We start from the raw sequence: 12,948 nt of genomic DNA on the forward strand, positions 1-12,948 counted from the left end.
ATGGCACGTCTAAAAGTAAATCCAACACGTATGGAACTTAAGAATCTTGAAAATCGTTTAGCGATTGCTCAAAAGGGCCACAAGCTCTTAAAAGAAAAACAAGACTCTTTAATCCGTAATTTTATGGAATGCTATGAAGATGCTATGGCATTACGAAAACAAGTTGATCATGAATTTGAACTTTTAAATAAGGATTACAATATGGCCAGCCTTGAGCTCAATAACCAAGTACTAAACGAACTACTTGGAGATCGTAAATCCAACCCCCATGTAGATGTTCACTTTGAATCAGTTATGGGAATCGATATTCCTGTTTACGAAGTTAAAAGTTCAGAAAAAGAAGCATCACAAGCTTCAGTTCTTCTAACAAATGGGTATTTAGATCGTATGCATGAAAATTCTTCGGAGAGTTTTGCACGCATTGTGGAAATGGCAGCACTCGAAAAAAAGTGCTTCATGCTTTCAGAAGAGATAAAGTTAACACGTAGACGCGTTAATGCACTCGAATATAAAACTATTCCTGATATACAAGAAACGATCCGTTATATTGAACTTAGAATTGATGACCAAACACGAAGTCAACAAGCTCGTGTCATGAAAGTGACCCATCGATAGTTAATAATGATATTTATAGTAACCCTACTCATATTGCGAGTAAGGTTTTGTTATGATAAACATACGAGACTTGGAGGCGTGTAATTATAATGACAACAAAAGAATTAATGGCCATTTATTATGAATGGCTTGAAAATGAAACAACTGTTAATTTATGTGGAGATAGCTTTTATGAAATAACTGTGCCACTACTAGATAGTTCCAATGATTACATTCAATTTTATGCAATTTTAACGAAAGACAGGATTATACTAACTGATGAAGGATACTATGTTTCCATGTTGGAAGTATATGAAATTCCAATAGAAAAACAACAACTCAATACAATCGAAACCATCTGTAAAAACAACGGTGTTCTGTTAGAAAACAAAGAAATTACTGTTTCTTTTTCGTTATCGGAAAGTTCAAGGAAAGGGCCAATCTACCAAGAATATATCCATAAGATGATTCAAACAATTCTTCGAGTAGATGCCATGCACTTAGCTTCTAGAGGGAGAGTCAAATCTTTTTTATAATGATGTAATCGCGTCCTTGGATTCAACCAACGGTAACAAAATAGATAAAGAAGCTTTTTTGGTTTTAAAAATTATGGTATTAAGATTATTTCTAAGAGCGTTCAACAAGGAAAATCCACCGATTTTTATAATTAATTAGGTGGATATTATAATGCATGTATATAAATTGTTTGTATCATACAATTGTAGTGTAATGTGTTTGAGAGGAAGTGACACTATGTGTGTAATCAGCGTTAGAACAACAGAAGAAGAAAGAAACATGATTAAAACATATGCTGAATTTTTTGGTATGACACTTAGTGAATTCGTAAAAACATCAGCAATTGAGAAAATTGAAGATTTATTAGATTTACAGGCAATCGAGGAATATGAAAAATATATCAGGCAAGGTAATAATAAGATTGTTGCTCATGATGACATATTAAGTGAGGCAGGACTTAAATGACCTTTAAACTAAGAAATGAAGGTAAGGCGAAAAAAAAGTGTATGTTAAAAAAAATGAGTTTCAAAATAATGATATAATTAGATTAAGAAAGATTAATTAATATAGTTGTGGTGAAATTCTTTAATTGCAAATAGACGGGAGGATTTAGAATGAAAAAGAGATTGATTGCAATTTTAGTATTACTACTTTTAGCGGGATGTGGCACCAGCAAGTCATTCAAAGAAGAAATAAATAATCAGGAAATATCTTTCGTCAATGTTTTTTTACTTCACGAGAATGTTGGAAAAAAATTATACGAAAATGACTATGATGAGTTTATGACATTTCTTAATACAATTGATGCGGATAATATAAATAAAGACGATTATATCCAATCTGTAGGTCATTACTACTATTTTGAAATTGTACTGAAAAATGGAAAAGTTATTATTTATAATGGTGATGATTATATAACCATTAATGATAAAATTTATAAAATTAATAATGTTGATTCTGTTAGAGAAAAAGCTGACAGTATTACAAAGGTGAAATTTGGGATTTAAATTCAATACTGATTCAAGCACAGCCAAACACAAAGGCCTCTTCGATTTTAAATTTTGAGGTCTTTGTGTTTTATTATACTTACATTACGATTTTGCGAGTTTTGAGATGTGATAATCGGTTTACACACTAATAATTTAGTTGGAAACCTTCTTAAAGCGCAATCTCCTTGCTTTTAAAGAAAGGAATCGTTATGATAGTGGCGAACGGTATCGGGGTGCCTTAACTGGCTGAGATTAAACCCGTATAACTTGATCTGGTTTGTACCAGCGAAAGGAGTACCATTTCGTACACCATATTTTTGTGCGCAACGGGCTTCTTTCAGAAATGGAAGGAGTTTTTTTATGATAGAACGTTCAAATGATTTACAATGCGGTTTAGGAAGTACACAAATCACAGGGTGTCGCATTGCCTTGCATCCAATGACGGATGATTTTGTGGATGTAATATTAGGGGGGCTTGCCAAGACAGACATGAGTTCTGTATGGAGAGCAACTGATTCGTTAGGAACACTTCTGAGAGGACAGATGATTGACTTGGTGAATACGTCAATGTTGTTATTTGCAAATGCATATCGTGAAGATATTCATATGGCGGCAAGCATGACTTATTCCAAAGGGTGTCCAGGAGATGTTGAAGCTGACTATCTGAAAGATGTAACACCTCGTAATGAGTGGGTGCGTACAGATAATGATAGTCAGATGTGTGAAGCAACAATTTCATTCTATACTTTTGGGGTGAGTAATTATATGGATCATATTTATCATGTGATTGATATGATTAAAGAAAAGGGATTATACTCAGAAAAAAGGCACTATTCCACGATTCTTTCTGGAAGTATTTATGATGTCTTCCATTGCTATCAAGATATTTTAGAATATGCTGATGCGAATTTAAGTCATTTTGTAATCGAAACTACGGTCTCGGTCAACAGTCCGTCAAATAAAGGGGAGAAATAACAATGAATTGGAAATTAAAAGATGTTGTCATGGTGGGGTTGATTTCAGTAACATTTGCAGTGGTTTACTTAGGGTTTGTCTACTTTGCTTCGTTTCTAAAACCAATTCTTGCACCATTCGGTTTGGAACCATTTGCTAATGAACTTGTATTTGGAGTTTGGTTTATGGCCTCAACACTTGCTGCTTATATTATGAGAAAACCAGGTGTTGCAGTTATCTCGGAAATGTTAGCTGCACTAATCGAAGTATTGATGGGTAATTTCTATGGACCTATGGTATTTGTCTCAGGATTTATACAAGGTTTAGGAGCCGAGTGTGGCTTTGCCATGTTCCGTTATAAAAAATTTGATATGACTAGCCTCATGAGCGCATCCATTCTTAGCGCAGTATTTAGCTTCGTATGGGGTTTTTTCAGAAATTCTTATAGTGGCTTAGCGTGGTGGTATGTGCTTGCAATGCTAGCTGTTCGTATCATATCTTCAATGATCTTCTCAGGACTTATCGTCAAACGCATCGGTGATGGTTTAAAGCGTAGTGGTGCGGTATCAAGTTATCCTATCGCAACTGAAAATTAGATGATTGATTTAAAATCAGTCTCACACAAATATAAGGATCGTGCTGTTTTGAATGAAATGAGTTACCACTTCGAAGTTGGAAAAACTTATTATATTTCAGGAAAATCAGGATGCGGCAAAAGTACGCTGGGAATGATTTTATCCGGACTTCTTGAACCTTCTGAGGGTGATGTCACTTTGAAGGGGCAATCTGCTGTGATGTTTCAAAATCCAGACTTACAATTTTGTATGGATACTGTCTATCGAGAGTTGATATTTGTTCTCGAGAATAAAAATGTTGATATCATGGTCATGGATAGTTTAATTGATGATGTCTTAAAAAGCGTCAACGCCACTCATTTAAAGCACCAGAAATTAGTGACTTTATCAGGTGGAGAAAAGCAAAGAATCGCTCTGGCAAGTGCTTTCTTGATGGATACTTCGATTTTAATTCTTGATGAACCGTTCGCAAGTTTAGATCAAAGTGCGTCTCAAGAACTTCTGGAGCTGTTGAACACGTATCGTAAACATAAACAGATAACATTGATTGTGATTGATCATCTTCATCATTATTACGATTCGATGATTGACGTTTATTTAAAAATTGTAGATGGAAATCTCTGTGAAGGATTAGATGATGACGTTGTAGAATCTGTCATCAATGTTTCACCTCAATATTGCGAAAAAGCTGTACTTAATTATGAGAATGTATCCATATCGTATAACGATAGAGCTGTCGTAAGTCATGCGAATTTCACGATTAATTCTGGAGAATGTGTTGCTTTGGTAGGTGACAGTGGGAGTGGTAAATCATCACTCCTACGTATTCTTTTGAAGCTTGTGAAGTATGATGGAAATGTTTGGTTAGATACAGCCAACCTTAAAAAGTATCGTGGTAAGATGGGATATCTCTTTCAAAACCCTCGTGACCAGTTTCTTTTTGCAAGTGTTTATGATGAAATCTATAAAACCTGTTTTGATGAGAGTTTAACGAAGGAATGTTTGAAATCACTTAATTTGTGGGAGCATCGTGACGAATCACCTTTTAATTTGAGTCAAGGGCAACAACGTCGCTTAGCATTAGGAATTGTCTTTGTGACGCAAGCACCAATAATGGTTTTGGATGAACCGACGTTTGGTCAAGATCGAAACAGTGCTATTGTAATTATGAACATGATTGCGCAACATTGTAGTAAGAATCACTCTACGGTGATCTTTACAAGTCATGATCCTTGGATTGTTGATAATTATGCAACCCGAGTTATTAGGATTGGAGAAATCCAACATGAATCTTAAAAAGCTTAATCCAACGGTAAAATTTCTCGTAATTCTTGTTTGGGGCATCATTTTAACCTTTACGAATTCTTATCAACTCAATCTTATCCTGAGTGGTGTCTTTGTGGTATTACTTCTTATATCAGGCGTTTTATTAAGACGCATTTTGAAAATATATATTCCAGTTTGCGTTGCGGCGGGGGGGTCTTCATGACCGCCATGCTCTTCTCACAACAATCATCTGATGTAGTAACTCAGTCTCATGCCATTGTGAACTATGATTACGCATTGATGATTGCAACGAGGGTATTACTCTTTGCAAATTTGGGGATGTTGTTTTCTTGCACGACCGACAATTTGGAGTTTGTTTACTCTCTAAGAGACCAATTGAAGCTTCCTAATGTCTTCGTATATGGAATTCTCGCAACCTTTAATCTCTTGCCATTAATCAAAGATGAAGCAAAAAAGAACTATGCATCATTTCAAGCTCGAGGACAAAAGACTTGGAGATTTTCATCAAAGGTGCTGACACCACTGTTTATTAAAACAATTCTTTACTCAGATCAAATAACTTTAGCGATGAGGTCAAAAGGATTTGATGAAGAGGGACAGCGAAGTGAGTATACAAAGATTGAAGTAGCACCCAAAGATTGGATATGGGCAGTATCATTCTCTTTATTTTTAATAATCTCAACTTTCTATATCACTAAACGATAAAAACAGAGCCTACAAGCAAATCTTAGGATACTTGTAGGTTCTATTTTTAGGTAGATAGAAGTGTCACTTAGAGTTGTTGGATTTAAAGTTGTTTATGATTATGACGATAAATGCAACAAACACGAAATTGATGATAATTTCTCTTAAAATCGTAACGATAGAAATCGTTGGAAACTGAGGTATAATATGTCGAATGGCTGCGTTTTCACTGAGAAGACTATAAATATCGATAAACGATAGTATAACAGTTGAAAGTGCAATTGTAACTAAAGATTTAATAGTAAAATGAGTTTTATTGTTCATAACGAGGCTCCTTTCTATTGATACGAACTCACTACCTATTCTTACTTATATTATAAGGTGAACGAGGATTAAAGTAAATTTGACTTTGAATAAAGTGGATTTTTTGATTTATATTAATGAGGTAAATTTTCGCAGCTATATAATACGTGGTAGAATATATGTGAAGAGGTGAAATAATGTTTGAATCTTTAAAAACATATCGTATTTTTACTGAGGAATGGATTGATACATTAGAGCTTGATTTTTTTGCTTACACTTATGAAGATGGAAAGTGTTCGTGCTGTCATGACGTGTATGATCTCAGTGAAAAAAACTGGCGTGGTGGACTAAAAAAAATGCCTTCAGAAAATCCAAAGTGGATGTTGTTCAATAATGCTGATAATCTCGTAGGGGAAGTTAATGAATCGATGTTTATTAATGCTTATACCTTCATTCGATTCTCAGATAATTTGAATGATACTGAGCAATTGACGCATATTGTGAATAGTTTGCAACAACTCCTTGGTGATGCTTACAAATTGGATCTGGAGAGTTCGGGTCTCTCTATTTTGTTTGTAAATGATCGAAACGATTCTCAATTCATATCCGTTAAGGAATATAATGAAGCCTTTCGGAGTGAATGTGGATTAAGATATTACACTTAAGGCGTGTATTTTTAAAGGTTTTAACGTATAATAGCTAAGTAAAGAGAGTGGGTAAGTATGTCATTATTAAGCGAATTACAAAAAATAGTTGCATCAAGTTATGCAGCAGCAGGTTATGAGGGATTCGGAACTGTCTCGGAATCAAAACGTCCAGACTTATGCCAATTCCAGTCTAATGATGCTTTTGCAATTGCAAAGCAGTTTAAAACAAATCCAAAAGAAGTCTGTGAGAAAGTCATAAAAATTCTTGAAGAGAACATGATTATTGATCAGGTTGTTTTTGCGCCTCCAGGGTTTATTAATATTTCTGTAACTGATGAATATCTTGTAGGTATGTTACATGAAATGTTGGATGATACACATCTTGCTATTGATCAAAGTGGTATGGGTCAAAGCATTGTGATGGACTACGGTGGACCTAACGTGGCGAAACCACTTCACGTAGGCCATTTACGTTCTGCAGTCATCGGTGAGTCCATTAAGAGAATTGCTCGTACGGTAGGCTATAATGTTATCTCTGATGTTCATTTAGGGGATTGGGGATTACCATTAGGTCTTGTAATCACTGAACTCAAATTGAGACACCCAGAATGGGATTGTTTCCAAGATGGTTTTGATGCGGATCATGATGATACCATTACAATTACACCAGAGTTATTGTATGAGGTATATCCGACTGCAAGTGCGAAATCCAAAGAGGACGAAGTTTATTTAGCTCAAGCACGTGAAATTACAGCACAACTTCAAAATGGTCATCCAGGATATCGATTATTATGGAATATTATTGTCGAAACTTCGAAAATGGATATTCGTAAAGATTATGAAAAACTAGGTGTTGATTTTGAATATTGGTATGGCGAAAGTGATGCAGATGCATACATTCCAGGATTAATGGACACACTTAAAGATAAAGAACTTCTTCGCGAAAGTGATGGTGCTTTAGTTGTGGATGTTGTGACGGATGAGGATAAAAAACCAATGCCACCAGTGATTGTTCAGAAAAAAGACGGATCCAGTATCTATGCTACAACTGACCTCGCAACAATTGTACAAAGACAACAAGATTTCCATCCAAATAAGATTTGGTATATCGTTGATAAAAGACAAGGATTACACTTTGAACAAGTATTCCGTGTTGCCCGTAAAGCTGACTTAGTAGATGCAGATGCGGAATTTTCATTCTTAGGATTTGGTACAATGAACGGTCCCGATGGAAAACCATTTAAAACACGTGATGGTGGAATTATGAGTCTTTCATCACTTCTAGGTTCGGTTCAACAAACATCTTTTGATAAATTAAAAGCAACTCAAGAAAATCCAAGTGAGCAAGATGCCTTGAACATTGGTGTTGCAGCGATAAAATTTGGTGACTTAATTAACCACCCTACATCAGATTATGTTTTTGATATCGATAAATTCTTGTCATTCGAAGGAAAAACAGGAAGCTATATTCTCTATAACAATGTACGTATTGGTGCAGTCTTAGAGAAAATGAATGTTACTAAAACACTTCCTGTAACGCAAATTTCTGGAGAACATGATCGAAATCTTGTACTGAGACTTCTTAGAAATCCAGAAGTATTTGCTACATCATTTGCAAATCAAGCACCAAACGTGGTTGCAGAAGCAACTTACCAAATTGCTGTTTCCTTTGCAAAATTCTATACTGAAAATAATATCAGTAAAGAAGAAGATGAAACAACCAAGAATTCCTGGTTAGGATTACTTCAAGCAACTCAAAGAATTCTTGAATTTAATCTTGATAAGCTTGGAATTAATACAGTTTCCAAAATGTAATAAAACTAAAGAAGTCTTCGGACTTCTTTTTCGCAATTTTTTCCTAAGTGTTAGCACGAATTTTAATGTTAATACTATTAGAAATCGAATATAATAGAAGTACAGTTTAGGGAGGCATTTATGAATATAGCAGTATATTGTGGTGGTAGTTTAGGAAATAAAGATATTTATCAAGAAACAGCAATTAAACTTGGTAAATGGTTTGGAACTCATAATTATGATTTGGTATACGGTGGTGGTAAAGTTGGGTTGATGGGTGTTTTGGCTACTGAAGTATTAAAACAAGGTCAAAATGCTATTGGAGTCATGCCACAATTTCTTGTTGATAAAGAAATTGCATTTGAAGATCTCACGGAACTTGTGATTGTTGAAGACATGCACATTCGTAAGAAAAAAATGATTGATTTAAGCCAAGCATATATTGCTTTACCTGGTGGACCCGGTACACTTGAAGAAATATCAGAAGTTATTTCATGGGCTCGTATTGGACAGCATCAAAATCCATGCATTCTCTATAATGTTGATGGTTATTATAATTCACTAAAAACAATGTTTGAAACCATGGTTCACGAAGGATTCTTGACTCAAGAAGATCTCGATGCCATTCTATTCTCGGATAATCTTGATGAAATTTATACTTTTATTCGTGATTTCAAACCGACTGAGGTGCGTGTCTATGCTAAATAAACTTAGCATAGACAAAGTATACGAAACTCAAGATGGACATCGACTCGCAATTTATACAAAAGGTAATCCTGAGAAACCTGCGGTAATTTGTTTACATGGTGGACCGGGAGGGAACATACAACCCAACAGTTTCGATATTTTTAATTTAGATGAGTGGTTTGTGATTGCGTTTGATCAACGTGGTTGTGGTCAATCGACACCTTTCGCAACTTTAGAAAACAATACAATTTTTCATAGTGTTGAAGACATTGAAGGAATTCGTAAACTTTATAATCTTCAACAGGTCACATTATCGGGAGGAAGCTACGGCACGACACTTGCGCTTGCTTATGCCATTAAATATCCTGAGCATGTGTCTCAAATGGTCCTTCGCGGTATTTTCTTAGGAAGAGATGAAGATACAGCATGGCTTTATCAAGAAGGGGCTTCCTATTTTTATCCTGAAGTTCATGAGCGATTTAAAGCAAACTTTACAAATGAACAAAAAGATAATCTTATTCAATCGTATTACCATATTTTTAAAACAAAATCTGAAGATGTCGTGAAACAATATGCTAAGCAATGGGCGGATTGGGAAGGGGCGATTGTTAAATTAGTTCCTGAACAAGAAATGGAAGTAGAAATTACACCTACCGATATTAGTATTGGCTTATTGGAGTGTCACTATTTCGCAAATCATATGTTCTTTGAGTCGGATAACTATATCTTAGATAATGCAGAGAAGTATAAAAATATCCCAACAATCATTGTCCATGGGCGCTATGATGTTGATTGTAGACCCAGCGGTGCCTTTGAATTAAAACAAAAAATGTCTCAGTGTGAATTGTATTTTGCTCCAACAAGTGGGCACAGTGGTAGTGAACCTGAAATCAAACAATTTCTCACAAAGTCATTTGATAATCTTGTATCGGAAAGGAAAGCATAAGTTATGGCAAAAGACTATAAATCAGTATTTGATATCATTGGACCTGTTATGGTAGGTCCTAGTTCTTCGCATACTGCTGGAGCATGCCGAATTGGAAAAATGGCACGTGCTATTTTTGGTGACCAACCCGAAGTTGTGAATGTTTATCTCTTTGAATCGTTTGCGAAAACCTATCAAGGACATGGTACCAATGTTGCGCTTGCAGGAGGACTTCTAGGAATGAGTCCTGATGACGAACGGCTCCATGAATCACTTCTGATTGCTTTAGAAGCCGGAATAACCATTCGTTTTATTCCTCTTGAAGAGAAAGTAGATCATCCGAATACAGCGAGAATCGTAATGAGTAAAGGCAATCGTAAAATGACTGTAACTGGAGTTTCTATTGGTGGTGGGAGTGCTAAAATTACAAAGATTGATGATATCTCTGTTGATATTGCTGGTGGTAACCCAACAATCCTGATATTCCATCAAGATAAACCCGGTATGATTGCGAAAGTCGCTACCATTCTTAGTGAACTTCATATCAATATAGGGTCTATGAAAGTGGATCGTGAAGAAGTTGGAAAAGACGCTTATATGGTGATTGAACTTGATCAAGATCATCTGGCAACATCACTCGATGATTTACGGGCTATTGAGAGTGTTCGAAACGTTATGTTTATTCAAAATTAGGAGAGACTATGTTTAAAACGGTAAAAGAATTAGTAGAACAAGCATCAACAAGTAGTTTGTTTGAAGTTATTATTGAGAGTGAAATGGCGCAATCAGGAAACTCACGTGAAATGCTAATTGAAAAAATGAGTATGCAATTGGATGTCATGCTACGTTCGATTGAACGGGGACGTCAAGGTGTAAAATCCAAAACTGGACTTACAGGTATGGATGCTCAAAAATTAAATCATTATATTCATAATCATGAATCTATTTGTGGACCCACTGTCATGACTGCTGTACAAAACGCAATTGGAACAAACGAGGTTAATGCTGCTATGGGTTTAATTTGTGCTACGCCAACAGCAGGAAGTGCAGGGGTAGTGCCAGGTGTTCTTTCTGCTTTGATTGAGCGTTATGATTTATCCCGCCAACAACAAATAGAATTTTTATTCATTGCGGGTGGATTTGGGCTTGTGATTGCAAATAATGCATCTATCTCAGGAGCAATGGGAGGATGTCAAGCAGAAGTAGGAAGTGCGAGTGCTATGGCTGCAGCAGCGACTGTTTCTGTATTAGGCGGAACACCTCAAATGGCTGCCGATGCCTGTGCAATGACAATCAAAAATATGCTTGGTTTAATTTGTGATCCTGTTGCGGGTCTTGTGGAAGTACCTTGCGTTAAAAGGAATGCTTTAGGAGCATCTCAAGCACTTGTTTCTGCTGATATGGCCCTTGCTGGAATTCAATCTCTCATTCCAGTTGATGAGGTTATTGCTACCATGCATAAAATCGGTACAGAACTCCCTTCTAAATTTAGAGAAACCGGTGAAGGTGGGTTGGCAGATACACCGACTGCTCGAGAACATCAACAAAGAATTTTTGGAGATAACGAATAAATTCGGTTTTTTATTACATGAGAAAAGTGTTTAATGACACTTTTTACTAGATGATTAAATCTTGAGACATAATAGTCATGTAATACATGATTAAGATGATAGAAGCATTTCATACCCTAACATTTGATTACCAAAGCGATTTTTACTTCTTGAGTGCGTCGAGAAGTATGAACGGTTCCTAACTTTTGTAATCACAATCATATCACTCAAGAGATTGTGTCAATGTATTACCAAAGCTATCATCGACATAAAAAGACGATTCCTCGGAATCGTCTTTTATTTTGCATTCTGTTATTTGATGACAAATTCTGTTTCTTTATCAAAGAAGTGTGCTTTGTTTAAGTTTAATGCAAGTTCGATAACTTGATTTGGCTTGTATGATTGATTAACACCAACACGTGCAATCAGTTCTTGTTCGCCAGATAGTGCATAGAGCATTGTTTCAGCTCCAAGTAATTCAGAAACGGTCACTGTAGGTTTAATGATAGATTCAGGATTTGCATCAAGAACAAGTTGTTCGTCACGAATATCTTCAGGACGAATACCCATAATAAGTTCTTTACCTTCATAACCTTTATCTTTCAACATTTTGTATTTACCTTCTGGTAAACAAAGTTTGAAACCATCTGAAATAACACAGCCATCATTAAGTGTGACATTAAAGAAGTTCATCGCAGGAGAACCAATGAAACCAGCTACGAATACGTTTACTGGGTTGTTGTAGACTTCTTTAGGTGATCCAACTTGTTGGATAAAGCCACCTTTCATGATAACAATACGGTCAGCCATAGTCATCGCTTCGGTTTGGTCATGGGTAACGTAAATTGTTGTTGTTTGCAAACGTTGGTGTAATTTTGTAATTTCAGCACGCATTGCGACACGAAGTTTCGCATCAAGGTTTGATAATGGTTCGTCCATAAGGAATACTTTAGCATCACGAACAATCGCACGTCCTAAAGCAACACGTTGACGTTCACCACCCGAAAGAGCTGCAGGTTTTCTTTCTAAATAAGTTTCAAGACCTAAGATTTTAGCGGCATTCTTTACAGCTGCATCAATTTCATCTTTAGGTGTTTTACGAATTTTTAAACCGAAAGCCATATTGTCATAAACTGTCATATGAGGATATAATGCATAGTTTTGGAAAACCATCGCAATATCACGGTCTTTAGGTTCAACATCATTCACAAGACGATCTCCAATGTAGAGTTCTCCTGAAGAAATATCTTCCAAACCAGCAATCATTCGAAGTGTTGTTGATTTACCACAACCTGATGGTCCAACAAATACAATAAATTCTTTATCTTTAATTTCTAAGTTAAAATCTGTAACGGAATAATTAGGGTTTTTATCATATTTTTTATGAATCCCTTTTAATGTAATATCTGCCATGAATAAGCTCCTTTTTATCTGTAGCTCTAT

General features: G+C 35.7%; 17 protein-coding genes and 1 riboswitch. Of the genes, 15 read left to right on the forward strand and 2 right to left on the reverse strand.

Translation table 11 applies throughout. The annotated features are described in order from the left end of the window. The 9 genes from H9L01_RS07635 to H9L01_RS07675 all read left to right on the forward strand — a co-directional run bounded on the left by H9L01_RS07635 (position 1) and on the right by H9L01_RS07675 (position 5,620). The gene (locus H9L01_RS07635; RefSeq protein WP_187533367.1) at positions 1 to 615 is read left to right on the forward strand and encodes a V-type ATP synthase subunit D; all 615 of its coding nucleotides are present in this window, start codon (positions 1 to 3) and stop codon (positions 613 to 615) included. A gap of 89 nt (positions 616 to 704) precedes the next feature. Next, positions 705 to 1,130, forward strand: coding sequence for a DUF1828 domain-containing protein (locus H9L01_RS07640; RefSeq protein ID WP_187533368.1), 426 nt, complete (start codon positions 705 to 707; stop codon positions 1,128 to 1,130). A 217-nt stretch (positions 1,131 to 1,347) separates the two neighbouring features. Continuing rightward, a complete protein-coding gene (gene relB / locus H9L01_RS07645) occupies positions 1,348 to 1,575 on the forward strand; it encodes a type II toxin-antitoxin system RelB family antitoxin (RefSeq protein WP_187533369.1) in 228 nt (75 codons plus the stop codon). 149 nt (positions 1,576 to 1,724) lie between these two features. Then, positions 1,725 to 2,117, forward strand: coding sequence for a hypothetical protein (locus H9L01_RS07650; protein ID WP_187533370.1), 393 nt, complete (start codon positions 1,725 to 1,727; stop codon positions 2,115 to 2,117). Between the two features lie 201 nt (positions 2,118 to 2,318). After that, positions 2,319 to 2,410: riboswitch (TPP riboswitch) on the forward strand. 49 nt (positions 2,411 to 2,459) lie between these two features. Then, entirely contained in the window at positions 2,460 to 3,074 is a 615-nt protein-coding gene (locus H9L01_RS07655; RefSeq protein ID WP_187533371.1) for a YkoF family thiamine/hydroxymethylpyrimidine-binding protein, read from the forward strand. Positions 3,075 to 3,076: 2 nt separating this feature from the next. Beyond that, positions 3,077 to 3,649 carry an ECF transporter S component gene (locus H9L01_RS07660; protein ID WP_187533372.1) on the forward strand — a complete coding sequence of 191 codons (573 nt, stop codon included), beginning with the start codon at positions 3,077 to 3,079 and terminating at the stop codon, positions 3,647 to 3,649. Then, the gene (locus H9L01_RS07665; protein WP_187533373.1) at positions 3,650 to 4,924 is read left to right on the forward strand and encodes an ABC transporter ATP-binding protein; all 1,275 of its coding nucleotides are present in this window, start codon (positions 3,650 to 3,652) and stop codon (positions 4,922 to 4,924) included. Further along, positions 4,914 to 5,117 (forward strand): energy-coupling factor transporter transmembrane component T family protein, encoded by a 204-nt coding sequence (locus H9L01_RS07670; protein WP_187533374.1) that lies wholly within the window; start codon positions 4,914 to 4,916, stop codon positions 5,115 to 5,117. The genes H9L01_RS07665 and H9L01_RS07670 overlap by 11 nt, the downstream gene beginning before the upstream one ends. Continuing rightward, the gene (locus tag H9L01_RS07675) at positions 5,114 to 5,620 is read left to right on the forward strand and encodes an energy-coupling factor transporter transmembrane component T (protein ID WP_187533375.1); all 507 of its coding nucleotides are present in this window, start codon (positions 5,114 to 5,116) and stop codon (positions 5,618 to 5,620) included. Before H9L01_RS07670 ends, H9L01_RS07675 begins: the two co-directional genes overlap by 4 nt. Positions 5,621 to 5,683: 63 nt before the next feature. On the opposite strand, the gene H9L01_RS07680 is transcribed toward H9L01_RS07675, so the two are convergent. After that, a complete protein-coding gene (locus tag H9L01_RS07680; protein ID WP_187533376.1) occupies positions 5,684 to 5,923 on the reverse strand; it encodes a hypothetical protein in 240 nt (79 codons plus the stop codon). Between the two features lie 176 nt (positions 5,924 to 6,099). Here H9L01_RS07680 and H9L01_RS07685 point away from each other — a divergent pair, with 176 nt between their 5' ends. The 6 genes from H9L01_RS07685 (at position 6,100) to sdaAA (ending at position 11,526) form a co-directional block, all read left to right on the forward strand. Beyond that, positions 6,100 to 6,567 (forward strand): hypothetical protein, encoded by a 468-nt coding sequence (locus tag H9L01_RS07685; RefSeq protein ID WP_187533377.1) that lies wholly within the window; start codon positions 6,100 to 6,102, stop codon positions 6,565 to 6,567. A gap of 57 nt (positions 6,568 to 6,624) precedes the next feature. Then, entirely contained in the window at positions 6,625 to 8,364 is a 1,740-nt protein-coding gene (gene argS, locus H9L01_RS07690) for an arginine--tRNA ligase (protein ID WP_187533378.1), read from the forward strand. Between the two features lie 120 nt (positions 8,365 to 8,484). Next, positions 8,485 to 9,051, forward strand: a complete 567-nt coding sequence (locus H9L01_RS07695; protein ID WP_187533379.1) for an LOG family protein — start codon at positions 8,485 to 8,487, stop codon at positions 9,049 to 9,051. Then, on the forward strand, positions 9,041 to 9,976 hold the full coding sequence (pip, locus tag H9L01_RS07700; protein ID WP_187533380.1) for a prolyl aminopeptidase: 936 nt from the start codon (positions 9,041 to 9,043) through the stop codon (positions 9,974 to 9,976). The genes H9L01_RS07695 and pip overlap by 11 nt, the downstream gene beginning before the upstream one ends. A 3-nt stretch (positions 9,977 to 9,979) precedes the next feature. Continuing rightward, positions 9,980 to 10,648, forward strand: coding sequence for an L-serine ammonia-lyase, iron-sulfur-dependent subunit beta (gene sdaAB / locus H9L01_RS07705; protein ID WP_187533381.1), 669 nt, complete (start codon positions 9,980 to 9,982; stop codon positions 10,646 to 10,648). Between the two features lie 8 nt (positions 10,649 to 10,656). Continuing rightward, positions 10,657 to 11,526: an L-serine ammonia-lyase, iron-sulfur-dependent, subunit alpha gene (sdaAA, locus tag H9L01_RS07710; protein ID WP_187533382.1), complete on the forward strand. Its 870-nt coding sequence runs from the start codon at positions 10,657 to 10,659 to the stop codon at positions 11,524 to 11,526. Between the two features lie 291 nt (positions 11,527 to 11,817). Here sdaAA and H9L01_RS07715 read toward each other — a convergent pair whose 3' ends face one another. After that, positions 11,818 to 12,918 (reverse strand): ABC transporter ATP-binding protein, encoded by a 1,101-nt coding sequence (locus H9L01_RS07715; RefSeq protein WP_187533383.1) that lies wholly within the window; start codon positions 12,916 to 12,918, stop codon positions 11,818 to 11,820. Between the last annotated feature and the right edge of the window lie 30 nt (positions 12,919 to 12,948).

This window comes from Erysipelothrix inopinata (genome assembly GCF_014396165.1).
Lineage (GTDB): Bacteria > Bacillota_I > Bacilli_A > Erysipelotrichales > Erysipelotrichaceae > Erysipelothrix > Erysipelothrix inopinata.